Source organism: Streptococcus sp. VTCC 12905, assembly GCF_049893385.1.
Lineage (GTDB): Bacteria > Bacillota > Bacilli > Lactobacillales > Streptococcaceae > Streptococcus > Streptococcus suis_AA.
This window is the reverse complement of the sequence record NZ_JBMVJC010000026.1, coordinates 1-22,355: the sequence shown is the minus strand read 5'-3', so window position 1 is coordinate 22,355 and position 22,355 is coordinate 1. Positions and strand designations below refer to the sequence as shown.

Here is a 22,355-nt window from a genome sequence, read left to right as displayed (position 1 = left end):
AGGAGTTCGTATGATTGAACAAAGTCAGTTTGGAAAGGGAGAAGCCCTTCATTTCTTCCTTTCGAATGCTAATGGTATGAAGGTTGGTTTGACAAATTTTGGAGCTCATATCGTTGAAGCTCTTCTTGAGGAAGATGGAGGGGTTCGGAATGTTCGCCTTTCTGCTTCAACAGATGAGGAGTATAGATGAACAAATTTGTAGCCTGGTTCTACAATTGTTCCAGTTGCAGGTCGTATTTCGGGGGCACAAACAGAAATAAATGGAGTGAAGTACTGTCTTACAGAAAATGAGCCGGGTCGAACCCTCCATGGTGGGACTGATACTGCAAATGAGCAATACTGGGAGACAAGTGTAGAGCAGGAGAATAACCAAGTTACCTTTGGTATTACCTTAAAGGATGGTTTCAATGGATTTCCTGGTGATGTACGTGTTTTAGCAACTTATCGATTGTCGGATGAAAATGAACTTTTTGTAGAGTATCGGGCAGAGTCTGATAAGGATACCATTAAGGAAACCATTTTTAATCCAACCAACCATGTTTATTTTAATTTGACAGGTGATTTCCAACAGTCTGTAGCGAAACATCAAATCAGAATTGCAGCAGATCGCTATGTCCCACTTGGTGAGGATAATCTTCCAATTGGAGTTTTGGAAGAAGTAATTGAAACGCCTTTTGATTTTAGAGATTTTGCTTCGTTTTCTCAGGGCTTTAATAGCCAACACACTCAGAATCTCCTCGTAAAAGGCTATGATCACCCATGGATATTGGAAGATGTAGCAACTCCCGTAGAGGTATTAAGCCCTGATGGGAAAATTAAACTAAGTGTTGTAACCAATCAACCATCCGTTGTTAAATTTCCCGGTTGAAGAGTTAGCGGCTTTCCATGGCGCCTTTAGTCTAGAATGCCAGGGGCTTCCGAATGTATGTAATGTTGATAGTTTTGGATCTATTTTGTTGGAACAAGGTGATTGTTTCTTCTCACAAACAGCCTATCGTTTTTCTTGGTAGCGATTCTCCTTTTCCTCACGTTTAAAGTGGTTAGCCCTCTTTGTGATTTTTACATACTTTTTTGTAGGATATTTTGCTTAGAGGGCTGAATACTTTGCAAGCATAAATCAACTCAAAAGATTTCAAAAAGTAATTAAAAAGTATTGACAAGGCCCCCTCCTCATGTTATACTAGTTCTTGTGTTGAGCGGGGATGGCGGAATTGGCAGACGCGCAGGACTAAGGATCCTGTGACCGCTTTAGGTCGTGTGGGTTCAAGTCCCACTCTCCGCATAGTAGACTAGCTGAGGCTAGTCTTTTTTGTTTTGTAATAATATGAGTGGTTACACTACCCCCTTTTCTACCGTCTGTTGTCCAATTTGCAGGGAGTTTCATGAAAATACATGTGAAAGTTTTCTCAAAAATATGGTTTCAACTAGCATTTTCAAAATAAAAATGGTAGAATAGAGGAGTATGAGGTGCAACCTCAAAAAATATTAGGAGGCTTTCGAAATGCCATTAGTTTCAGCAGAAAAATTTGTCCAAGCAGCGCGTGACAACGGTTATGCAGTTGGTGGATTTAACACAAACAACCTTGAGTGGACTCAAGCTATCTTGCGTGCAGCAGAAGCGAAACAAGCTCCTGTTCTTATCCAAACTTCAATGGGTGCAGCTAAGTACATGGGTGGTTACAAAGTAGCTCGTAACTTGATTGCAGACTTGATTGAATCAATGAACATCACAGTTCCAGTTGCTATTCACCTTGACCATGGTCACTACGAAGATGCTCTTGAATGTATCGAAGTTGGTTATACTTCTATCATGTTTGATGGTTCACACCTTCCAGTAGAAGAAAACCTTGCAAAAGCTAAAGAAGTTGTAGAATTGGCACACGCTAAAGGTATCTCAGTTGAAGCTGAAGTAGGTACTATCGGTGGTGAAGAAGATGGTATCATTGGTAGCGGTGAATTGGCTCCAATCGAAGATGCAGTAGCAATGGTTGCAACTGGTATTGACTTCTTGGCAGCAGGTATCGGTAACATCCACGGCCCATACCCAGCAAACTGGGAAGGTCTTGATCTTGACCACTTGCGTAAATTGACTGAAGCTGTACCTGGTTTCCCAATCGTATTGCACGGTGGTTCTGGTATTCCAGATGAGCAAATCCAAGCAGCAATCAAATTGGGTGTTGCTAAAGTTAACGTTAATACTGAGTGCCAAATTGCATTCGCAAACGCAACTCGTAAATTTGCAGCAGCTTATGAAGCAAACGAAGCAGAATACGATAAGAAAAAACTCTTTGACCCACGTAAATTCTTGGCAGACGGCGTGAAAGCTATCCAAGCTTCTGTTGAAGAACGTATTGACGTATTTGGTTCAGCAAACAAAGCTTAATCAGTTATAATACATGATTAAATCAGGGTTTATCCGAAAGGATAAGCCTTTTTTTGCTGATTTGGCCCCCGTTTGGCCCCTACTGAGTCAAAGTATCTATGAGTGGTGTTATTGTATCTTTAGTTTTTTGTGTAACATGAAGATAAATATCTGTCACCCTACTTCCTCTATTGTGACCTACTCGATCTTGGATAGCTTCAAGAGGTACTCCTTGCTCTGCTAGAAAACTAATGTGAGTATGTCTGAAAATATGTGTACTAATATGTTTATTAAAACTGATTTTCTCGTCGATATTCATACCAACTCTTCTTTTTCTCCCATTTTTATTTGTTTTTCCATTCTGAGGAGAATTTAGAAAATTATTTAACACACTATAATGTAAAGGAGAACCATTAAAATCTGGTTTATTTTTGCTTTTCGAGGTAAAAATCCAACCATTATCTTTATAATCAGGATTGAATTGAATATGATGTAAATTCTCCTCAATCTCTTCACGCAATAGCTCTATTGCTCTGTCAGATAGTTGAACTTTTCTATAACTTTGTATGTTTTTGACATTTCCTTCGTAATTATCTTCGGAAGCTCCACCATGAGTTGCACGACTTCTTACAACAGAAGCTATTTTTTTATCAAAATCAATCGTCTCAACTTTCAATCCTAGAACCTCGCTTATTCTCATACCAGTGAGTGCTTGGAATTCAAATATTCTAGCGTACTGCTTATTACAATCTCTTACCAATTTCAAAACTTCTTTAAGTTCATTAGCTTCTAGATAATGCTCTTCAATATTTGATTTTTTTAAAATTTCAATTTCTTCTTCTAAGCCTTTCTTACCGAGTGCTATATATGGCATTGGATTTTCATCTGGTGATATGTAGTCGTGTGCAATAGCGTATTTATATAAAGAAGAAAGGTCTGATTTTACACTTTGCGCGACTCTTTTATGATTACCTATAGGATAAAGTGAATCAATGAGATTTTTAATTAAACTTGTGGGTATATTTCTTATCAATGTATCTTTGGGAATAAATCTTTGAATATGGTTTCTATATCTTCCATCTTCACCTATTAAAGTTTTAGGTTGAACCAGTTTACGATTGATTCTTTCTTGGTGCCACAAAGTCCAAATTTCGTGTATGGTTATATTTTCTCTATTGATTAGAGATTTTTTAGTGATTTCCTCAAAAGCCTTATTCGCTTTTTCTTGAAGATCTTTATAAACTTGAGATTTTAGTTGGGGTGAAACCTTTATTTTATTGTTTTCGTCTAATTTATTTGGAATGGTATACCAATCTGATACTATTTCCCTCCTTTGTTCAGTTAATGGGTTTATAAATCGTGTTCTAAATTTGATATCTATGTATCCAGATCTATTAGATTGTTTAGTCCGCTTCTGAACTATTGATTGGATATGGATATTATTCATCAAACAACCTCCTTGTATCTTTTGTTTTGTCTAAATCTTAAAAACATCAAGAATCCATTGAAGTTAATCCATACAGTTTTATGACCTGAGTTAATAACATAATCCGAAAAGTTTGGGTTATGTCTCATCTCTGTTAGTAAATTATTAAGGGTTTTTAATTTTAACCCTTCAAATCGTTTTATTAAAGCCATTTTATCTCCCCATTCTGCTTCGCAGTTTTCTACGGGTACATATTTTATTTTTAACATATTAGTTCCTTTCTAATTTTATTTCCCAATCACATAAGTGAATTGTTTAGCTGTTTGTGCATCAAAGACTCTATAGGAGATAACCCCCAGACCTTGAGCATTTGATTCAGAGATTAATATTGAACCGTCAGGCTTGACTTGCTCCACAAAGGCGATGTGTCCATAATACGGATGAGAACCGCCTTCACCAGGTGAAAAGCAGATTGCTGAATGCTCGGTTGGTGTTCTAGTGGTCTGATAACCTGGTTTGTATTTCCAATCCCCACCGTTTCCCATGTATGGATCAAAAGTAATTCCAAGTTCTCGTCCTCGATTCCAAACAAACCAAGTGCACTGTCCCCAAGGGTATGAACTCGTGATGTAGGATGAACTATCAATCGCTTTAGTAAGACTATAACCAGCAGGGATATCACCAGAAGTTACTCCACCACCAGTCCTTGCACCAGTTGTTTTAGGTGCTTCAGGAGTGCCTCCGTGTTCATCTATCCATTTATCTAGTTTTTCCATCACCTCAGCACGTCTTTTTCCAGAGCCAGAGGTATCCGTAAAATAAACCCCTCCGTCTTTAGCCACGTTCAAAGTGCCATTGGCATTTTTTTGTGCTTTTTCATCTTGGATTTTAAAGGTTTCATTACGATTATTAATAATGGATTCTCTTGTTAATGCGACAACAGCTGTTTCATCATTATAGTTTGAAGCATTGTCAGGATTTGAGTCAAAGGCTCCATAACCAAACATATTAGCACCAGGCTTAGTTGCAACACCAGCAGTCCCAAATGAACTTTCCATTTGGGCAATAGCAACTATAGCACGAACATCTAGTCCTGATTTATTAGACCACTCTAAAAGTTTTTTACCGTTGATAAGGGTTTTGTCATAGGCAATTCCAGTTGAATCTAGAAATCCATCAAGTTGTTCGGCAGTAATGCCATATCGATGGATTAAAATGTTGTGAGTATAGGCATCACCATTTGACCAATGGTCTACATACTGAACTCCGTCTAGAGTGGAAGCTGACCCACTGTTTGAAGTTGAACCAGCACCTATAAAAAGAAAAAGCACCGCTAATAGTGGTGCTAGTAATAGAGTAAGACAGCCAAAACGTTTAACAAACCACTTCATAATTAAACCTCCTGCGTTCTAAAGCTTCTAGGTTTTATCTGAGCGAGTTGTTCCTTGATGGCGGACTCTTTTTCAAGATAGGTTTTAAATTGGCTCCGAGGCTTATTCTGTCTGTTTAGACGCTGTGCTTGAAGCCTTTCTTTAGACTTCTGATTATAAGCAGATTGTCTCAATTGAGAGACTCTATCTCGTTTTATTTGAATAGCTTGACCTAACTCATCTGAACGGTTTTTAGCTTCACTTGCTTTCACTTTATCACGATTATCGCCTGTTGAAATGGACTTGGCATAGTAGATACCATGCTCTGCATTTTTAAGGCCTCTTTTGATATTTAGGACTGCACTCGAAACTTGTTCAGATTTGTGAGCTTGTTTCGCTTTTTCTTCTTTAAAGGTAACTGCATAGCTTTCCCCTAAGGATTCAGCACGTCTAGCTTTTGAATGTGCTAGAGAGTCTGAAATGGCTTTAGATGAGGATTGATACGCAGTACCAGCGACTTGTCTTGATTTTGTTTTTATTGCTTGTTTAGCAAGTGTCGTAGAACCAGCTAGAACGCTACCTGCAACTGCTAATTTGGCCTGAGAATTCTTCTGAACTCGCCCTAACGTATTCTCTTGTATTTTTCGTCCAGCTTGATCAACACGCTGAGTGAAACGATTTGAGATATGGCGAATACGATCTGCTGTTAAAATAGAAAGGAAGTAATTCCGCTTTTTCCAAAGGATAACCAAGACAATAGCTTTTAAAACATAACCAACAATCATATTGTCAAAGCCAATAGCTGTTGTGATAGCTGTAAGGACACTATTGAAGTAAAGAGCAATGGTTGCAATAAATGTCATTAATCCACTTAGGACGATTGTTCCTCCAAGCTTTTTAATGATATTGAAGAGAATATTTTCAAAGGTTGGAATCATTGAAAAGATTAAGGTAAATGGTGTAAAGACTAATAGTATCAGAATAGCGATATTCAGAATAAATTGCATAATCGCAAAGAAAACTAAGATAAGTCCCATTAGTAAAGCCTCTAAAACCGCTACAAAGGCGTATGAGAACATAGCACCCCAATTGGATTTTAACATGTTATTCTTAGGTTCTTTTTCACTGCCTGCAATCTCAGAAATTTTAGTTTCTTCAGATCCATCACTGACTTTATAATCATCATCGCCATCGTTATATGCGACTAAGCTTTTAAGTTGCTCTTCGGACAATTTAAACTTTCCGTCAGTTCCTGAAGTATCTGAATTCATGTAGGTATAGGGTACCCAAATAGCAGACTTTGAGTATTCAGTTAGTGCACCATCTGTATTAGGTGCATCTATGGCTGTCCCATTTAAACTTTTAGTAACTGTAGATGATAAGTTTGTCGTGATAGAAGCTGTATTCGTGTAAAAGCGAGAAACAACATAAGATCCATCACTATATTTTGAAAAGAAGAATATACCACAAGTAAAGACCAATAAGAGTCGAATCAACGTTCTAAAGAAAGAACCGTGTTTAACAAAATAAACATAGGATAAATATAGTGCCATACTTGCACCAATAAACGGTAACATCGCTCCTTGTAAACTTGAAAAAATAGAAGCCGTTGCTGTGATGATATCTGATACATAAGTTGCAAAAAGTTCAGCAGAGTAAACCAATTTTTCATAGATAGACGAAAAGATGGTGAAGAAGAATTTAGCTAGCCAAAAGACTGATTGGACCAGTTTGTTAATAAGATATAGCATTGTTGTGTCTAAACCGAACCAAGAATCTTTGAACCAAACTTTACTAGTAATTTGTGACAGATTCTCTTTGACATACTGGTAATCAATTTCAGAAGCAAATACACTTATTCCTGTAACAAGCGAGGTTAAGATAGTCGATAGAAAAATAATAGGTTTTATTCTTTTTGGATTCATTGTACTCCTTTCTAGTTAAAATAAAAAGCACCTTGTATGAAGGTGCAAATAAGTTAGTTATCCATATAATTCAATTTTAGTAGGCTCTATGAAATCTTCATAAAATGATTTAATAGATGTTGAAACATACTCAACTGACGCTAGAGGTGTTTGTTCTAATAAAAGAGTGTGGGAAGACATCGACTCGATTACCTCAAAAGCAACATCAAACTCTTTTTGTTCACAAATTTTCAGGAAATCTGCTACAAATTTCTTTAATTCAGAAGGGGTCTCACCCTTGAAAACATTCTTAGAAATACGAATTTCTAGGTTGTAGAGTTCATCTTGAAGATTATCTAGCAATTCTTGTGTGTCCATAAAGATAAACTCCTTTTATATTCAGTATTAGATGATTGTAGTCAATCATAAATTTAAATAGCCTTCAACTTTGTTTCGACAGTATCAAAGAGTTGGGTGATTTCAGGGAACATGCCATCAACCGTAATTCGTTCTTTTCGACCAAAGGTATCTAGAAAAATACATTGAGCCATGGTCATATTGCCTAGCCATTCAGATGTTGTAGTGTTTTTCGGTATCTTTAGATACTCTAACACTGCATCAATTTCAGTGTCCTCTAAGAAAGCAAAGACAGAACCAAAACCAGTACCATCTTCTTCACTAGATAAGTCATGGACGGATTGGGTGATAAATACTAGGAAGTTGTTTTCAGATCGGCCAACACGTTTCATCCGTTTTAGAATTTGTTTTCCAACTGTAGTTGAATTGAAAAACCATGCTTCATCGAAAAACTCAATCGTTTCAACTGTTCGATCTTGCTTTCCAAATTTGGTACAGTAATACCCTAAAGCGTACATAATTGTTAGGCTTTTCTTATCATCAGGCGTTAGGTCAATATTGGATTTATCATTAGGTAGGTTAAGGCCATTGATTTCTAAGATTGTAATTTTTGAATCAACTGAAATAGCCTCATTTTGGCCATTTGAGAATCCAAGCGCTAGAATAGATTGATTGACTGCTGTTAAGAGGAAATCCCCAGCCTCTTGAACAGATTTGTCATCATGTTTCATTAGGTCCTTAAAGACATGAATCATGCCAACCTTTTCGCCACGTTCCCGTTTGGCAAGGTATTTATCCAAACTCTTTAAATAAGCATTTCGGATTCGTAAGCTATTGTCTTTGCCTAGAAGGGTATCGATCATAGAGTCTGCTAGGTCACGAGCCTCTTGACCTTTTAGAAAGACAATTGGATCTAAGACACCGTGGTTCTTTTCATAGCGAGCATCCAAAGTAATAAAGTTAATCGATTTGATGTAATTCTGAAGTTCTTCAAAATCGCCTGATTCCTCATGTTCTTTTAGAACTTTTTCATATTGTTTCCGCATTTCTGCTTTGGGATCAATGTAGAGGATTTTCGTTTTTAGAAATGAATGATAGGTGAATAGTAATTTGGTCAAGAAGGACTTTCCTGTACCTGTTTCACCGATGATGGCTACATGTGGGTTATTTGTAGACTTATCTTTGACTCCTAATTTATTGGCTTGAAGAAGGTTTATAAAGACAGGTATTGAAGAGGCTTCAATAGCTTTTTTGTAATCTCCTTGCCAGGAATCGATTTGGTTGTCGATACGCCCAATAGAAAACCCAATATCTGTACCTACTTTCTTTGTCATAAAGAAAAGATTTTCGCAAAAAGCTTCCAAGGACATCGCTTGGAGGAAGTTTCTATCTTCACTGGATAAAGTTTCAGTCATTCGATTCTTATAAAACAGATAGACTTGATCTGCATTTGCCCGAACAACTTCAACAGAAAGTTGGTTTAAAGTCGTATAGAGAAGGTCGTATTTGGCTCTCAACTCATCTAAAGTAGAAGCAGTGATTGTTAGAGTGTGTAAATAAGTTACTAATGGTTCATTCTTATCAAATTTTCCTTGTAGGTCTTCTAAGAGGAATTTACTCTTAATGACAGACCCTTTTTGAACGTCCTCAACTTCCTCTGCTTCTGAGATAGTATTTTTTAGTCGTTGTCTTGCACGCTTTGCCTTTCCTAACAGTGAGAAGACGCCTTTAGGTAAAGAGAATTGAATTTTAAAATCCGACTCAACCGGAAAGCGAAGTGCTTGTAACTCTTCTTGAAGGTGTAAGTAAGACATATTCTCAGGCAGACTGTTGATTGGCAAAAAAGCGACATAAGAACTTTCTCCTAGGTTGTTTAACTTGAGGATATTGATATGTTCAAACTCAATGTTGGTCTCATCAAGATTTTCTATAGAGTTAGTAATTCGCATTATTTCAGTATCTTTCTGATAAAGCTGACCTCTTAGAAATTGGTGACGTTGGATGAAGATATTTTCATTAGTGGAGAGTGGACGAGCATTTAGAAGGGATAGATTGTTTTCAAGGATTTCTTTTTGACCTTGATAAGATTCTTGCCAATTACTTGGTACGGTCTCGCCAATGCCGAGGGTGTTTAGTACCAAGTTTCTGGAAGAACGATAACCTTCATAAACCACTGATTTAAGATCCATTGAAACAGTCAAAGATTTTAAAGGTACCAAAAGAAAATATTGATATTCATAAAGTTGGCCAATATCTGTTTCCAGATGGTCAATCGTTTTGTTTAAGACATAATCGGCTAAGTCTCCAACTTGTGATTCCCAATCAATATCAAGCGCTAGTTTTTGATAACGACTGTAAAGGTCTAAATCCATAGGAATCATCCGAATCTCAAAATCATGATAACTTCTTAAATGGCTAAGGGCTGTGTAGATTAAATCTTTATGTTTTTCTTTGGTTTTACCATCAACAGAATTAATCACTTTAGAAGGTATCTGATAAATAGCAAATACTGAACCATCCTTTCGAAGAATGAGATTGTCTTTAATATCCCAGATATTATTTTGATAATTCATTGGTCTCCTTTCGGTTTATAATATTTTGGGGACGCTTATAAAGCAGTCCTTTATTGAGGTAGACAGTATCGTATCTCATACCATACTGAAAGTAGTATTTAAAATAGTCCCAAAGATAAACGATAAAGGTTTTACCATCAATAATAAGATTAGCTAGTGTCTCTGATAATCCCCAGGCAATTAGAGCTGACACTGTTAGTCTCAGTCCCATCGGAAGAAAGGTTAATACCTTTTCTGATGGGAAAAATAGGAGACTAAAAATTGTTACAGTATAGACAATGCGCGAAAATTTTATTGGTGATTGCAGTGAGAAATCATCATTTATTTTTTGAATCCAGTAGGGTTGACTGAGAGCTTGCTTATAGGAATAGAGCTGTTTATCCTTTAATTGGTCACTCATATTACCTCCTATCCAAAGATCTGAGCCATGATGTCTGAAACGCTATTAAGGACAGTTGTAGGATTATTTAGAAAGTAAACAGTAGCTCCTCCAATACCAATTGCCATGATGGCCCGTCCAATACGTTGATCACGAACGGCCTCGATAAATTTCCAACCTGCGAAACCTGCAACAATCCAGATTCCGATGTTAGTTACGAACCATTGAAAAAGATTTTGTAATGTCATTTAGTATCTCCTTTAGTTGTGTTAGTTTTTGTGTAATTTTTAGGAATAGTGTGTTTTAAAGATTGAACAAAGTAGGACTCATCTTTTGGTTGAAGCGATAAAGTGAAGTTTTCACTGTGGGTGTTCCCAGCAATTTCAAACGTGACTTGTGCAAAGGCCATTACTTTTTTGCCATCACTTTTGTAGTAGGAATAATCCAAACTTTTGTACGTTGTGTTTTCTAGTGCTGAGATGTCTTTAGCTAACAAGTCTAGATTTTCTTGATTAGTTGTATAGTTAGTGAAGAAGAGGTTTAGAAAGCTGTCCAAATCCTCTTTTTTCTCACTTTCTGTTTCTGTATCATCAATTAATTTCAATTTGTCTTGAGTAGCAAAACCTGTGGCTTGTTGCTCCGTGAGAGGGATGAACCAGGGCAAGCCAGAAATATAGTATTGGTTTTCTTTGACCCCAAAAGGAATCGCAAAACCAGTTGTTATTTCTTTAACATCATCTCCCTTACCTACAGAGTATGTCACTTGATAGGTAGCTGTATTGTCCTTAATACTTAATAAACGAGCACTGGCAAGGGATGAAGGTGATTTGGTATGTCCTTGGTTTCTTGTTTCTGGAACACTATCATAGAAGCTATTGAGCTTTTCAATTTCATCTAGCTGAATTGCATTGTCCTCAGACAAATTGAAGTACGCTTTAACATAATCATTAAGGTAGTATTGAAGGTGGTAGTCAGTTGTTGTCGTATCTTTTGAAACTTCCTGAATGATTGTTTGAGGCTTGTTAGAGCGAGTTAGGCTTACAATAATAGAAAGTGTTGCAAGCACAACAATGGCTATTAAGCCTCCTAGAAATAATCGATTCATCCATTTTTGATCAACCTGTTTCATTTCAATCTTTTGTTTTGGTTTTCGTCGTTTCAGGAAAGTTGGTTTTATGTTTTTCATTGAACTCCTTTCTTAAATTAATATCTTAGCTGTCATTGCACCATTAACAATGACTTCTAGAGTTGATTTCTTAATCAAACCACCTTTTCGGAAGATAAAGGTCATATCATAATATTGAGCTTCCTGTTCAATGGTGATTTCCTTTCTTTTTTGGAAGACTTCACCTTTGACCATTTTGTCTATCTGGGTGGAATTTTCTGTTAAGAACTCTTTGACAAAATAAGACAGGCGAGCTCTAAACTCACCTGTATCTTGTCTCAGCATTTCTATTTCCATTAGACCTCCTTACTGTTGAGATAGTTCTAAGAGCTTATGCCCCTTAGCAACCAAACGTTTATTTAAGCTATTAATCTCATTATTTGTGGCATAATAACCTTTTAGTTCGGTTCGGATACTATCCAGTTGATCTGCTGGGAGTTGGATAACTTCTTCAGTCTTCAATAGACCGTTAAGCCGTCCAGCAACTGTCCAAGCTTCATCAAATTTGTAACTCGTTAGTAGTGTTGAAAATTCAGCTATCGCTGATAGAATATCTTTTTCTAGTTTCCCTTGTGTCATCATGACCTCCTATTAGTTTGGTAAGATTCGTTTGTAAAACCCTTTGGGTGTATTGAGCAATTCACCAGAAGAGAGATACTTCTGTATACAGTTGACCCAATTGTTGCTTTGATAGAAGAGGTGAATAACCTCGTTATTGTCATAGTCTTTTAGGAGTTCGCACAGGGCTTCTACCTCATTCTGACTTGCAAAGCGGTAATAAACCGTCACAATGTCTTTCACTTTCCAGTGATGCTTTAAGAGGTAAACAATGATGTATTCGTCATTATCGTATAACCCTTCGAGACAGAGCTTTAGTAATTCAATTTCCTGAAAAGTTAAATTTGTGGCTACTCCCCAATCAACAATTTCAGTGATAACTAATTGACTATCATAAGAATAGCCTTTTTCAACCAAGCGTTGTCTGATAGACTCCTCATTAAAGCGAATAAGATCTACCTGAGCCAGCTCTTTAGACTGTCCGTTTTGTAGGATTCGAATGGTTCCAATCATCCATACATCAGTCCTTCCACAAACTCGTCATAAGCGAGCCAATCATTTGAGAGATCAAAAGCTTGTTCTTTGGTGAGAATTCCTTCGTCAACAAATTTTTCTAGTTCTTGTCGTATTAATCTAAAAACTTCGCTGAGTTGGAGATCCGTATGAATTTCTTCTTCATCGTTACGGTACCAAACCCAGGTAACGCCTTCTTGACGATAGCGAGAGCGTGCAGTGTATATTTCCATAAGTTTCCTTTCTATTGCCAAGCATAGTATTGATCTGAGATGACACAGTTTAGTTCAAGGCGTGCATCACGACCATAAGCTTCATAATCAAAATACGGTTGGATATTATCAGGGATTTTAATGGCGCTCAATTCTTCAATGAGATAGGCTCCAAAATCTTCATCCCTACTAACTTCAGCAACAGTCCAATTATTGATATCAAACTCTTCAATAAAGTTATCGATAGAATTATAGTGGATAACCCAATCATTTATCAGAGAGCTGTAATTATCAGGGATTTCTTGTAACTTCTCAGCAAGACGATTAAGAGAGCTAATAGAGGTATATTCATTGATGATACCGTTTAAATCATCCCAATCCGCAATTAGATACTCATCGTGATCTGATAGGCCTAAACTTTTTCGAATGGTTTGTTCTGATTCCGGGAATTCAAACCATTTATATAGGCCAGTTTGTATATTTTGAATACAGATTTTTAAGTTACTTGCCATTCTTTACCTCCTTTCACAAGTTCATTCTGATGAGAAACATAACTTTCTTTTAAATACTTTAGTTCGGTTTCCATCCGATCTGTTAGTTTTCCAGTATTTCGAATCATTTCCAGGTATTGGGTATTCATGATTTTATCTGCCTCTTCCACAAATGATAGCGAATTGGAAACTTGGTAAAGCAACCAACGAACTGTTCGATCAATGGAATAAGGTTCTGGTTGGACAGATAATTTTAATGGGTCAGCTGATCCGAACATATCTTGCCATTTAGGATCAGGGATGTAGGCTCCGTATTTCCCAACGCCTTCAAACACCTCCATTTCTTGATTAATTAATCCACGGGCTAAGTTTCCTAAATCTTGACCTAGCACGTAGTGTTCAACTAACTTTTGAGCTTTTGCTTGTGACAAACGAATTTCATATCGATTCCAGACGCCAAATATTTCTAGAGCCTCTTCAACACTTATCCCTTCCTTTTGAGCGAATTCATATCTTTTCTCATAAAAGTTAAAAAACATATTGGATTTACGTGATCCAAAGTAAAGCGATATTCCTTGTCTATCCTCATTCTCAGAATGACTGTTTAGATTTCCACCACCGATATGACTCCAAGTTCTAAGGCGGTCAAATGTAACAAGGTGTTGGTAAACTTTGTTAATCATATCTGATAGATGAAAGTGTGTTTCTTCTTGATCATAGCCACGGTAGAGTTCATCTAATGCTAAGTCTATCCGAGTAACTTTCATGTCAGTACGTTCATAAAGTATTTTTTCCAAGAATTCCCTCCAAGAGATCCCTTCTCTTTCAAGAACCAGTTCCATCTGTCTACACCCTTGACCAGAGAGTTGTAAGGTGATTTGGTAATTGTTTCGATCTTCTTTGTCAAAGTAATCAAATATCCAAATATCACCACGCTTGTAGAGGTGATTATAGGTCATCATGGTTGTTTCTTGTGAAGTGAACTCATTAAAGCTAACATAGAGGTAAGTTTCAACAAAGTCTTTTAATTGACGGACTTCTTTAAAGGTGATTCGCAGATAATCAATCATAAGACGTAGAGGATGAGGGCTGTCCGAGAAGGAGTAGCCCATCTTTGTCTTGATTTCCTTGAATTTTTCGAGAGTAAATTCTCGTCTTCCTGTTTCATAGGATTTTAGACTTGATAAGCTTACTCCAGCAACTTCTGCAAATTCCTTTTGTTTTAGTCCAAGACTAGCTCTAAATTTTCTTAGTTGTTTGCCATCAATTGTTAACACCTCCTTTTTAGTGATATAATAATTTGAAATATAAGTTGTGAGGTTTCTTATGCCAGAAAATTTTTTTGAGTTATTTTTTAAGGGGATTGATGAAGACTGTCAATCAGGAATAAAAAATTATTTTTTAATGGTGTCTGATTTACCTGAGAAATGTAATAAAAAAGAATATGCTGATTTAGTAAAATTAAATACAGAATTAATTTTTAATCATTATTCAGAAGTGGTTATTTATAACTCACTTTTAAAGGAGTTAGGTAAAAGAGATCTTTCAAAATTTCTTTATCGGTTAGGACAAGGAAGTCTATATTCCTATTCAATGAAATTAGTTTCTTTTTTGAATAATTAGAGCAGGTGTACAGTTTTTGGCAAAAAAGTGTACAGTTGTTTAATTCTCTAATCCCTTGACCCACAAGGCACATGGAGGTCTCACTACGTGATTTTTTCAAATCTCTACCCCCATATTATAATCTGGGGGTCGTGAACACGATTGAAGTGAGTTCTCGCCTTACCCACCCTGCTCTGTTCGCTTCGCCTCCGGCTCGCTCACAGGGGTGGGGCGTTAACTCACCTCAACCGCTGATTCCTTTTGAGACTGATAATAGGCCTCAACTGCCTCTTTATAGGTCGTTCTGGTGTCGTCAATAGAATTAAAAATAACCCCTAGTGTATAGAGGTCATCTTTATCAAATAGCATTTTTCCATCTTCTTTAGTGAATGTGGCATAGCCTCCTTTCTCTATGAGATTGGCCAGTTTTCTCACCTGATCGTAAGTTTTATCGAGTTTAGTTTTCATTTCAGAAATACTGAACTGTTCAGGTTCAAAATCTACAAATGATTTTACGGGTTCATTTTCTGTAGTTATAATCACTGAATCTTGGTGAGGTGTCATCTTGAGATATGCATCCTTGAAAGAGAATCCTTTGTCAAAAGGGACATTGGGAGAGAAAAACTCACGGGCAATCTCACCAGCGTTAGCAATATATCCCCGTCCGACAACTTTTTTTCCGTCAATTTCATCAATGTATTTGAACTCTTTGTTTCTATTGGCATCTCCATACATCATGGTATAGCCAGTATCTTCTAAGTGTCCAACAGAAAGGCGCTTCATAAACTGGTCTCGTAGACTCGTTTTGATATATTCCCCATCAGGCCGTTGCATGGCCATAATGACAAAGATACCGGCTTGTCTAGCTTCTAGAATCAATTGTGTGAGGTATTTATTGACCTGTTGTTGGAGTTGGTAGTTGCCTTCTAGTTTTGCCATGAATGCTGCCCACTCATCAAAGAAGATAAATTTAGGACGTAAGCCAAACTGAGAGAAGTTTATCCCAGCCACATAGTTAGGCTGACTTTTCATGTAGCGGTAACGCTCTTCCATTCCCTCGACATTGCTTTTGAGACAGTCTACAATTTCCTCCTTAGTGATGAAGACGTGTCCTTTAAAGATTGGCACGTCCGCAAAAGAAGAGAGGTCAGATTGTTTCGGGTCACAAATATCAATATCAGAAATCGGAGCTAGTCCATAGAGAAGAGTCATGAGAAGAACGGTTTTCCCACCACCAGTACCACCCCCAATCAGTAAGTGAGGTTGTTTTACAAAGTCCCAATAGACGTTTTTCATTAATCGGAGGCCTTGTTTTGTAACTTTAATCTCTTCTAGATTTAAACGTCCTGCAAACTGATCTATAGCTATCTCGTAAGTGACAAAACCTTTGGTGAATTTCTTACCCGTAAAGTCTCCATCGTGTTGGATTTCAAGTGTATTTCCGAGATTAAGAAAACGATCCTGGAATTTATTTCCTTGAAGAATGAATGAAGCTTTCAGGCCGTACTTACTTTGCTTGAGGTAAACTTTAGGGAGAATGATTTTTTCTTGGACTTGTTTATCTCGTTTGAATTTCTTTGTAGTATAATAACCGTTTTCTAAGAGAAAGTTTGCCATGATTCTCAGGTTGTTCCATTTTGAGAATACCAACAGATTTAGATAGCCTAGTTGGTTCAGGATAAAGACCAGCCCTAAGCCGATGACTAAAACAGTTCCTGTTGTGAGACTGTAATAGACAGGCTCTAGGAGCAAATTATCTTTTTCCAACCAAAGAAAAAAGCCACTTCCAAGGAGAAATGGCATGTAAAGTATTAGCAAGGTAATACCTTTAATGTGTTTATGGTACTTTCTAACTCTTCGGCCACGCTTTTTCCAAAGCATTAGTCTTTAGCCTTTGCTTGTTCAGGTTTTGGAGCAGGAGAGCCTTTCTTTGAAATGGTTTGGGCAAAGAGCTTGTAAACACCACCAGACACACTGGAGTAAGTCACGATAATACCAGAAAGTTCCACTTCATCACCAAATTTAAGACCAAGGCTTTCTACCTCACTTGGTAGCATACCAATAATTGAGAACTCTTCTGTACCATGTTGGTTATCTGATTTAATAGCCACCTTAGTAGCAAGAATTTCCCCTGTTGCGACTTGGGGATAAGAACCGTCCATATTTCGAGGTTGAGTGGTATCATCTTCGTATTTTTGTTCCACTTCATTAATCCCACGCCAGGTCAATTTACCAAAGACTTCTGGAATGTTAAGAGCTGATGTAATGTCCAAATAACGCTTATCTGTAATTTCTACTTTATCAAATTTTAATCCAACTTTTGCCATAATTTATTTTCCTCTTTTCTTTCTGTTCTTATTTTTTCACAATGAGTTTGTCAGCATAGACGTTTAGAGCAGGTGCCATATCCCGACCATTAATGGCATCTGGATAGAAAATTGGGTTAACCAATTCTACTTCAGCATCTTCTTCAAACACTTCAGCAGTAGCAGGAGTGATGACATAGAATTGCAGGTGTTTTTCATTGACCACTTCGTGACGTTGATATTGACCTTGTTTACCAAAAACGGTACGTGGAGTAGTACCTAGTTTTTCATAGAGAGCAGTTCCAATGTAATCAGGGTTCATTTTGAGAGTTTCTTTAATCATATTGTTTTCCTTTCAGAGTATAAAAAAATCAAGCCATGGCTTGAGTATTGTAGTATTGGGTAATAAGAAGGCGGTAATAGTTGCCGTAGTATGTCAGCTCTCCGTGAGGACTGCGAGCTTTTTTCAATTCATAGAGTTCTTTATTGAGATGTTCAAGCACTTGGTTATAGAGCAATCTTAACAAGTGTGGATCATAACCATAAACGCTTGAAGAGAATTTAAAATTTTGATAAATACTATTTAATTTTTGTTCACAATATGTCATATTTTCCTTTCCAAATAATAAATGCTACTAGATATTTCAAAGTATAGAATCATCCAGCAGCATTTGAGATAAGAGATGAGTCTCGCTCGAAGGTTTCCAGTCTTGTCATAGCAAGGCTTCATCAATGGTTATTTGGTTGAGGAAAGAGAGACTCCTTCCTCACGGTGGCAACGTTTAGCAAGGTGCATTGCGTCAATTACCATCGCTGTCCCAGCCAATCTGCTAGACCGATATCCGTATCTAGAAGATTCTCTTATGCCTTTTGGCAAAGCCAGTTCACTTTACTATTCGGAAAAGTGCGAAAGTCCGAGGTGCGTGTGAACCAGATTCAATCTAAATTGAGCCTAGTTCAACTTCAACCATCAACGGACTTGACATTTTTGTCACGTGTGATACAATAAAGGTACGAAGTTTATTGTGTGTTTGTCGGTCAGTCCTCTGGTTGTCAGACGCACATTTTTTATTAAAGATTTCAAGGAACATTGTTTGGTTTCGAATAATGCTTATTATTTTTTAAAACCTATATACTCAAATGAGTATATTTATATTATATACTCATCTGAGTATGATGTCAACACTTTTAGCAAAAAAATTAAAGAAAATTTTAAAAGAGGTGACCTATGGGATTTCCAGAACGCTTAAAAGCCTTGCGTTTAGAGTCTAATCTAACACAAAAAGAAATTGCAGAAAAATTCGGAATAAAACAACCTAACTATCAACAATGGGAAAGCGGTAAAAGAAAGCCAACATCTGATACGCTAGAAAAATTTTCTGAATTTTTTGGAGTATCAACAGATTATTTATTAGGTAATTCAGACTATCGTACGGTAGAAGAAGATGAGCTTTCAGAAGTGGAAATGCTTTTCCGTGCAACCTCACTTGACATGACTGATGAAGAAAAAGCGATTTTCAAGCAAGAACTTCTGGACTTTATGAAAGAACGTCAAAAACTATTTGAAGAAGACAATAAAAAATCATAATTCTTTACATTTTCTCTATTTTGAAGGTTTCTTTTACGAATAATAAAGTAAGAAAGAAATGTGAGGAAGCGAATGAAACTAAAAGAATTAAGACAAGCTAAAGGAATGACACGAGTACAACTGTCTAAAGCTATTGATGTTCGCGTTCGAACAATCGCTCCTTGGGAGAATGGTGAATCAGATATTTTTCTCAAAACAGCGATTATGTTATCGACTTACTTCAATGTGACTTTAGATGAGTTTATTTCACTCTAATATTTTTACAGAAACAAATAGGAGTAGTAATCTATGGGCAAACGTCTGAATAGGTTACACTAAACTAGACAGAATTTATAAAGTGTTCTACACTAAAGAAAAGAGGAGAATAGATATGTCCGACGTAAAAAATGCATATGATCAGATTATTGATTTCTTGAACAATGAAACAGAAAAAACATTATTACTACGAGGTATTGCTGACAAGGAAAAGCATCAGGCTCTTCTTAAAGCTTTGAATTCTCAAGGGAACTTGAAAGGACTAATTAATTTAATTCATACAACAAAAGATGGAATGGATAATTTTTTTCGATGGGCGGAACTTTATAAAGTTAACGTACCGAAGAAATATGGGCAAGGAATGAAATTATCCAATCTTACAATCTTCTTTGATAATCTAACCACTAAAGGCAATAGTGAAAAATACGATAATTATGAATTTGACTTTATGATTATATGGCCGATTCAAAGTGTAACAAAAAATGAAAAAGAAATTCAGATGTTAAAAGAAATGGCTGAACGTCAAAAAACCAAAAAAATCATATATCTTACAATTAAGGAGCCTTGGTACAACCCTGATTCTTTAGACCCTATTGTGGATCGAGTGATAAAACTGGACTGTGAGAATGATGACCCAAAAGAATATCAGCGTATTCTAGCCGCCTACGAAGAGGATATGAAAAGGCGCTATTAAGTTAGATTATGTGAATTAACAGTATTACCTGGGAGGAATTTAGCATGGCTACTTTTCGGGATGTTATGAAATTAGATAGAAATTTGAACGGAGGGATTACATGGTAAGTAAAACTGACGCCATTGAGATAATAACATACGCTGAAGAAAATGGAATTAACATATGGATTGATGGAGGTTGGGGAGTAGATGCATTATTAGAAGAAGAAACAAGAGCACACAACGACATTGATTTATTTGTGGAGGAAAGTAATAGTAAAAAGTTTGTTGAGATATTAAAAGAAAAAGGTTTTGTTGAAGTTACAGAAGCATATACCACCACATCTCACACGGTTTGGAAGGATACTAAAGGTAGGATAATTGACCTTCATATATTTAAGTTCAACGAACAAGGATACATTGTTTTTGAAGGAGAAGCATATCCTCCAAAAGTATTTAGTGGTATTGGGAAAATAGGCGATAAAATGGTCAGATGTATTGATGCTGAAAATCAAGTGTTATTTCATCTAGGCTATGAGCATGATGAAAATGATATGCATGATGTAAAACTATTGTGCGAGAGATTTAATATTCCTATTCCGAGTGAATACAAGTAACAAACGGATTCCAATTTTAAGCTGAAGAGCACGTTCAATTTAACTAAGCTAATGTAGTCGATATGTTCCCGTCTACCGATAGTGTCAAAAATGCAGTGGATATGTTTCCGAGAACGGGCATACTCAAATGACATTCATTCTATCCTCTCGAGCCACGTGGAGTGTGTTGCTTTGCTCGTAAAAGCCTAGAAACCTTTGAACGAAAGGGATAATGAAAAGCCTTGATTGCAAGGCTTTTTGCTTTATAGTGGGGAAGTATCAGAGTGAGTAAATTTTTGGAGTGAGTAGAAGTGATAGCTAGAAATTATCAAAATCTATTTCCATTTACCTTGTGGGTATGTGTCTATTTCCATTGACAAGGAGTTTGTGGGAATAGAAATATACCCACCATCCAAAGTCGTCTAAATGGTTGCTATGGAAATAGTGGTAACAATTGAATATAAACTGTTAGAGATGTTATAATTTTTTTAGAATTGAGGTGAATATGAACAATCAAGAATGCTTACTAACGATTTTTCTGCGTTTGCAGTCAGGTGCTCATCTTTCTAAGTTACGGCTAGCAGATGAGTTTGGAGTTAGTGAAAAAACGATACATAGAGATTTTTCTCTCCTTGGTAGTTTCTTAGAAACGCAAACTACTCTTGCAGCGGAACTTGCATATGATGCAAAATACCATACACGTTATCTAAAAGGAAAATCCTTATTTAATAAAAAGGACATTTTGGTTATATAAAAGATTTTATTAGAAAACCGTTCTTTGAACAAAGAGGAAAATCAGTCTCTAATCGATAGTTTGTTAGCTTTAATTTCTAAAGAGGAACAAAAAGAGGTTTATCAAATTATTGCGAGTGAACTACTAAATTATTCGCCATTATCTGATACTCAAAATCGAATTGATAAAATCTGAAAATGGTCGTAAATGATACGAAAAGAGCTAGTTCTAGGTATTCGATATCAATCGCCTTATAATACTGAAAAACAACATACGATTCTTCCCACCTCCTTTACTATGATGCACATTATTTTTATGTTGTGGCATTTAACTTAACATTTGAGTCGTATATGACCCTAAAATTGGATAGAATAATAGATTGGAAAGTATCAAAAGAAAAGAAACCACTGACAAGTAATTACTTTCAAGTGCATATAAAGGTTGAAATAAGAGCTGTAAAATGTTATGATAAAAAGAGAAGGTATATTTAGGTATGGATAATGAAGATAAAACACTTCGTCATAGCTTTCAAATTAGGTTTCGAAATGGAAGCATGAGATACATTTGACTATTTTTGTATTGAATACATCGTTTTGTTGTGTTATTCTATAGGTTGATATAAATAAAGATGTAGGAGGAACCGAAACTATGACAGCATCAATGCGTTTAAGATAAGCTGGCAATAAAAAAAGCAGAATCAATCCCCGATGATAGGCTTTTTTGTTGTGCTTATTTATACGATATTGAGCATTCATTAGTTACGGTGAGTATATTGGTTATTTAAGTATACCTTTATTTAACTATGTCTTTAATATGAATGTTTCCAAATTGTATGTATGCAGACCAAAAGCCACATTGTGGGGTTTGGCCTGCATTTTTTATTGCCTAGAATGCTATTCAAAATAGAAATTCAAGCAAAATAATATGCAGGAGATAATATAAATGGAAAAAAACAACAATTGGAAACGAAAATTTTATGCAATATGGGCAGGGCAAGCAGTATCATTAATCACTAGTGCCATCCTGCAAATGGCGATTATTTTTTACCTTACAGAAAAAACAGGATCTGCGATGGTCTTGTCTATGGCTTCATTAGTAGGTTTTTTACCCTATGCGATTTTGGGGCCTGCCATTGGTGTGCTAGTGGATCGTCATGATAGGAAGAAGATAATGATTGGTGCCGATTTAATTATCGCAGCAGCTGGTACAGTGCTTGCTATTGTTGCATTCTATATGGAGCTACCTGTCTGGATGGTTATGATAGTATTGTTTATCCGTAGCATTGGAACAGCT

General features: G+C 36.5%; 28 protein-coding genes, 1 tRNA gene and 1 pseudogene. 11 read left to right on the top strand and 19 right to left on the bottom strand.

Features of this window, described 5'->3' with window-relative positions; translation table 11 throughout:
- Nucleotides 1–10 precede the first annotated feature (10 nt).
- The 4 genes from ACPC58_RS08965 (at nt 11) to ACPC58_RS08950 (ending at nt 2,383) form a co-directional block, all read left to right on the top strand.
- Nucleotides 11–190 (top strand): hypothetical protein, encoded by a 180-nt coding sequence (locus ACPC58_RS08965; protein WP_434065826.1) that lies wholly within the window; start codon nt 11–13, stop codon nt 188–190.
- A 75-nt stretch (nt 191–265) separates the two neighbouring features.
- The gene (locus ACPC58_RS08960) at nt 266–868 is read left to right on the top strand and encodes a hypothetical protein (RefSeq protein ID WP_434065825.1); all 603 of its coding nucleotides are present in this window, start codon (nt 266–268) and stop codon (nt 866–868) included.
- 328 nt (nt 869–1,196) lie between these two features.
- Nucleotides 1,197–1,282, top strand: a tRNA-Leu gene (locus ACPC58_RS08955).
- Nucleotides 1,283–1,501: 219 nt separating this feature from the next.
- On the top strand, nt 1,502–2,383 hold the full coding sequence (locus tag ACPC58_RS08950) for a class II fructose-bisphosphate aldolase (RefSeq protein WP_434065824.1): 882 nt from the start codon (nt 1,502–1,504) through the stop codon (nt 2,381–2,383).
- Nucleotides 2,384–2,462: 79 nt separating this feature from the next.
- Here the strand turns inward: ACPC58_RS08950 and ACPC58_RS08945 are convergent, their stop codons facing one another.
- Genes ACPC58_RS08945 through ACPC58_RS08875 form a run of 15 tightly spaced genes read right to left on the bottom strand, consistent with a single transcriptional unit; the run spans nt 2,463 to nt 14,587 of the window.
- Entirely contained in the window at nt 2,463–3,809 is a 1,347-nt protein-coding gene (locus ACPC58_RS08945) for a tyrosine-type recombinase/integrase (RefSeq protein ID WP_121815914.1), read from the bottom strand.
- Nucleotides 3,809–4,057, bottom strand: a complete 249-nt coding sequence (locus tag ACPC58_RS08940; protein ID WP_155778359.1) for a DNA-binding protein — start codon at nt 4,055–4,057, stop codon at nt 3,809–3,811. Before ACPC58_RS08940 ends, ACPC58_RS08945 begins: the two co-directional genes overlap by 1 nt.
- 18 nt (nt 4,058–4,075) lie before the next feature.
- Complete coding sequence (locus ACPC58_RS08935) at nt 4,076–5,179, bottom strand: CHAP domain-containing protein (RefSeq protein ID WP_155778360.1); 1,104 nt, start codon at nt 5,177–5,179, stop codon at nt 4,076–4,078.
- Between the two features lie 2 nt (nt 5,180–5,181).
- Nucleotides 5,182–7,083 carry a hypothetical protein gene (locus tag ACPC58_RS08930; RefSeq protein ID WP_158185403.1) on the bottom strand — a complete coding sequence of 634 codons (1,902 nt, stop codon included), beginning with the start codon at nt 7,081–7,083 and terminating at the stop codon, nt 5,182–5,184.
- A gap of 57 nt (nt 7,084–7,140) precedes the next feature.
- Nucleotides 7,141–7,440, bottom strand: coding sequence for a hypothetical protein (locus ACPC58_RS08925; protein ID WP_121792182.1), 300 nt, complete (start codon nt 7,438–7,440; stop codon nt 7,141–7,143).
- Between the two features lie 53 nt (nt 7,441–7,493).
- Entirely contained in the window at nt 7,494–9,992 is a 2,499-nt protein-coding gene (locus tag ACPC58_RS08920) for an ATP-binding protein (protein ID WP_158185404.1), read from the bottom strand.
- Nucleotides 9,976–10,392: a TcpE family conjugal transfer membrane protein gene (locus ACPC58_RS08915; protein WP_158185405.1), complete on the bottom strand. Its 417-nt coding sequence runs from the start codon at nt 10,390–10,392 to the stop codon at nt 9,976–9,978. The genes ACPC58_RS08920 and ACPC58_RS08915 overlap by 17 nt, the downstream gene beginning before the upstream one ends.
- 8 nt (nt 10,393–10,400) lie before the next feature.
- On the bottom strand, nt 10,401–10,619 hold the full coding sequence (locus ACPC58_RS08910; protein ID WP_003058071.1) for a TcpD family membrane protein: 219 nt from the start codon (nt 10,617–10,619) through the stop codon (nt 10,401–10,403).
- On the bottom strand, nt 10,616–11,557 hold the full coding sequence (locus ACPC58_RS08905) for a conjugal transfer protein (RefSeq protein ID WP_155778364.1): 942 nt from the start codon (nt 11,555–11,557) through the stop codon (nt 10,616–10,618). The genes ACPC58_RS08910 and ACPC58_RS08905 overlap by 4 nt, the downstream gene beginning before the upstream one ends.
- 12 nt (nt 11,558–11,569) lie before the next feature.
- On the bottom strand, nt 11,570–11,833 hold the full coding sequence (locus ACPC58_RS08900; protein WP_155778365.1) for a hypothetical protein: 264 nt from the start codon (nt 11,831–11,833) through the stop codon (nt 11,570–11,572).
- 9 nt (nt 11,834–11,842) lie between these two features.
- Nucleotides 11,843–12,118 (bottom strand): hypothetical protein, encoded by a 276-nt coding sequence (locus ACPC58_RS08895; protein WP_274513010.1) that lies wholly within the window; start codon nt 12,116–12,118, stop codon nt 11,843–11,845.
- A 9-nt stretch (nt 12,119–12,127) separates the two neighbouring features.
- The gene (locus ACPC58_RS08890; protein ID WP_155778367.1) at nt 12,128–12,607 is read right to left on the bottom strand and encodes a hypothetical protein; all 480 of its coding nucleotides are present in this window, start codon (nt 12,605–12,607) and stop codon (nt 12,128–12,130) included.
- Nucleotides 12,604–12,840: a hypothetical protein gene (locus ACPC58_RS08885; RefSeq protein WP_155778368.1), complete on the bottom strand. Its 237-nt coding sequence runs from the start codon at nt 12,838–12,840 to the stop codon at nt 12,604–12,606. The genes ACPC58_RS08890 and ACPC58_RS08885 overlap by 4 nt, the downstream gene beginning before the upstream one ends.
- A gap of 11 nt (nt 12,841–12,851) precedes the next feature.
- The gene (locus tag ACPC58_RS08880) at nt 12,852–13,331 is read right to left on the bottom strand and encodes an antirestriction protein ArdA (protein WP_158185406.1); all 480 of its coding nucleotides are present in this window, start codon (nt 13,329–13,331) and stop codon (nt 12,852–12,854) included.
- Nucleotides 13,316–14,587, bottom strand: coding sequence for a replication initiation factor domain-containing protein (locus tag ACPC58_RS08875; protein ID WP_155778370.1), 1,272 nt, complete (start codon nt 14,585–14,587; stop codon nt 13,316–13,318). The genes ACPC58_RS08880 and ACPC58_RS08875 overlap by 16 nt, the downstream gene beginning before the upstream one ends.
- Before the next feature lie 49 nt (nt 14,588–14,636).
- Between ACPC58_RS08875 and ACPC58_RS08870 the strand changes: the two genes are divergently transcribed.
- Nucleotides 14,637–14,933: a hypothetical protein gene (locus tag ACPC58_RS08870; RefSeq protein ID WP_155778371.1), complete on the top strand. Its 297-nt coding sequence runs from the start codon at nt 14,637–14,639 to the stop codon at nt 14,931–14,933.
- Nucleotides 14,934–15,146: 213 nt separating this feature from the next.
- Here the strand turns inward: ACPC58_RS08870 and ACPC58_RS08865 are convergent, their stop codons facing one another.
- From ACPC58_RS08865 to ACPC58_RS08850, 4 genes are read right to left on the bottom strand one after another with little or no spacing between them, the layout of a single operon-like run.
- Nucleotides 15,147–16,793 carry an FtsK/SpoIIIE domain-containing protein gene (locus ACPC58_RS08865; protein WP_159373766.1) on the bottom strand — a complete coding sequence of 549 codons (1,647 nt, stop codon included), beginning with the start codon at nt 16,791–16,793 and terminating at the stop codon, nt 15,147–15,149.
- A complete protein-coding gene (locus ACPC58_RS08860) occupies nt 16,793–17,239 on the bottom strand; it encodes a hypothetical protein (protein ID WP_155778373.1) in 447 nt (148 codons plus the stop codon). The genes ACPC58_RS08865 and ACPC58_RS08860 overlap by 1 nt, the downstream gene beginning before the upstream one ends.
- Before the next feature lie 28 nt (nt 17,240–17,267).
- Nucleotides 17,268–17,561, bottom strand: a complete 294-nt coding sequence (locus ACPC58_RS08855) for a cytoplasmic protein (RefSeq protein WP_155778374.1) — start codon at nt 17,559–17,561, stop codon at nt 17,268–17,270.
- 28 nt (nt 17,562–17,589) lie between these two features.
- Nucleotides 17,590–17,826, bottom strand: coding sequence for a hypothetical protein (locus tag ACPC58_RS08850; protein ID WP_158185409.1), 237 nt, complete (start codon nt 17,824–17,826; stop codon nt 17,590–17,592).
- Between the two features lie 620 nt (nt 17,827–18,446).
- Between ACPC58_RS08850 and ACPC58_RS08845 the strand changes: the two genes are divergently transcribed.
- The 6 genes and pseudogenes from ACPC58_RS08845 to ACPC58_RS08820 form a co-directional block, all read left to right on the top strand.
- Entirely contained in the window at nt 18,447–18,806 is a 360-nt protein-coding gene (locus tag ACPC58_RS08845) for a helix-turn-helix domain-containing protein (protein ID WP_155778376.1), read from the top strand.
- A 72-nt stretch (nt 18,807–18,878) separates the two neighbouring features.
- The gene (locus tag ACPC58_RS08840; protein ID WP_434065823.1) at nt 18,879–19,061 is read left to right on the top strand and encodes a helix-turn-helix transcriptional regulator; all 183 of its coding nucleotides are present in this window, start codon (nt 18,879–18,881) and stop codon (nt 19,059–19,061) included.
- A gap of 115 nt (nt 19,062–19,176) precedes the next feature.
- A complete protein-coding gene (locus ACPC58_RS08835; protein WP_001286136.1) occupies nt 19,177–19,755 on the top strand; it encodes a hypothetical protein in 579 nt (192 codons plus the stop codon).
- A gap of 100 nt (nt 19,756–19,855) precedes the next feature.
- A complete protein-coding gene (locus ACPC58_RS08830; RefSeq protein ID WP_155778378.1) occupies nt 19,856–20,350 on the top strand; it encodes a nucleotidyltransferase domain-containing protein in 495 nt (164 codons plus the stop codon).
- 484 nt (nt 20,351–20,834) lie between these two features.
- A pseudogene (locus ACPC58_RS08825) lies at nt 20,835–21,478 on the top strand (helix-turn-helix transcriptional regulator); the annotation flags it as partial.
- Between the two features lie 526 nt (nt 21,479–22,004).
- Nucleotides 22,005–22,355, top strand: a 351-nt coding sequence (locus tag ACPC58_RS08820) for an MFS transporter (protein WP_434065822.1), incomplete at its 3' end; no start/stop codon positions are given.

Coding starts and splice junctions, on each gene's coding strand:
- ACPC58_RS08965 (WP_434065826.1), top strand. CDS start 11: ATGATTGAACAAAGTCAGTTTGGAAAGGGAGAAGCCCTTCATTTCTTC.
- ACPC58_RS08950 (WP_434065824.1), top strand. CDS start 1,502: ATGCCATTAGTTTCAGCAGAAAAATTTGTCCAAGCAGCGCGTGACAAC.
- ACPC58_RS08945 (WP_121815914.1), bottom strand. CDS start 3,809: ATGAATAATATCCATATCCAATCAATAGTTCAGAAGCGGACTAAACAA.
- ACPC58_RS08940 (WP_155778359.1), bottom strand. CDS start 4,057: ATGTTAAAAATAAAATATGTACCCGTAGAAAACTGCGAAGCAGAATGG.
- ACPC58_RS08935 (WP_155778360.1), bottom strand. CDS start 5,179: ATGAAGTGGTTTGTTAAACGTTTTGGCTGTCTTACTCTATTACTAGCA.
- ACPC58_RS08930 (WP_158185403.1), bottom strand. CDS start 7,083: ATGAATCCAAAAAGAATAAAACCTATTATTTTTCTATCGACTATCTTA.
- ACPC58_RS08925 (WP_121792182.1), bottom strand. CDS start 7,440: ATGGACACACAAGAATTGCTAGATAATCTTCAAGATGAACTCTACAAC.
- ACPC58_RS08920 (WP_158185404.1), bottom strand. CDS start 9,992: ATGAATTATCAAAATAATATCTGGGATATTAAAGACAATCTCATTCTT.
- ACPC58_RS08915 (WP_158185405.1), bottom strand. CDS start 10,392: ATGAGTGACCAATTAAAGGATAAACAGCTCTATTCCTATAAGCAAGCT.
- ACPC58_RS08910 (WP_003058071.1), bottom strand. CDS start 10,619: ATGACATTACAAAATCTTTTTCAATGGTTCGTAACTAACATCGGAATC.
- ACPC58_RS08905 (WP_155778364.1), bottom strand. CDS start 11,557: ATGAAAAACATAAAACCAACTTTCCTGAAACGACGAAAACCAAAACAA.
- ACPC58_RS08900 (WP_155778365.1), bottom strand. CDS start 11,833: ATGGAAATAGAAATGCTGAGACAAGATACAGGTGAGTTTAGAGCTCGC.
- ACPC58_RS08895 (WP_274513010.1), bottom strand. CDS start 12,118: ATGATGACACAAGGGAAACTAGAAAAAGATATTCTATCAGCGATAGCT.
- ACPC58_RS08890 (WP_155778367.1), bottom strand. CDS start 12,607: ATGATTGGAACCATTCGAATCCTACAAAACGGACAGTCTAAAGAGCTG.
- ACPC58_RS08885 (WP_155778368.1), bottom strand. CDS start 12,840: ATGGAAATATACACTGCACGCTCTCGCTATCGTCAAGAAGGCGTTACC.
- ACPC58_RS08880 (WP_158185406.1), bottom strand. CDS start 13,331: ATGGCAAGTAACTTAAAAATCTGTATTCAAAATATACAAACTGGCCTA.
- ACPC58_RS08870 (WP_155778371.1), top strand. CDS start 14,637: ATGCCAGAAAATTTTTTTGAGTTATTTTTTAAGGGGATTGATGAAGAC.
- ACPC58_RS08865 (WP_159373766.1), bottom strand. CDS start 16,793: ATGCTTTGGAAAAAGCGTGGCCGAAGAGTTAGAAAGTACCATAAACAC.
- ACPC58_RS08860 (WP_155778373.1), bottom strand. CDS start 17,239: ATGGCAAAAGTTGGATTAAAATTTGATAAAGTAGAAATTACAGATAAG.
- ACPC58_RS08855 (WP_155778374.1), bottom strand. CDS start 17,561: ATGATTAAAGAAACTCTCAAAATGAACCCTGATTACATTGGAACTGCT.
- ACPC58_RS08850 (WP_158185409.1), bottom strand. CDS start 17,826: ATGACATATTGTGAACAAAAATTAAATAGTATTTATCAAAATTTTAAA.
- ACPC58_RS08845 (WP_155778376.1), top strand. CDS start 18,447: ATGGGATTTCCAGAACGCTTAAAAGCCTTGCGTTTAGAGTCTAATCTA.
- ACPC58_RS08840 (WP_434065823.1), top strand. CDS start 18,879: ATGAAACTAAAAGAATTAAGACAAGCTAAAGGAATGACACGAGTACAA.
- ACPC58_RS08835 (WP_001286136.1), top strand. CDS start 19,177: ATGTCCGACGTAAAAAATGCATATGATCAGATTATTGATTTCTTGAAC.
- ACPC58_RS08830 (WP_155778378.1), top strand. CDS start 19,856: ATGGTAAGTAAAACTGACGCCATTGAGATAATAACATACGCTGAAGAA.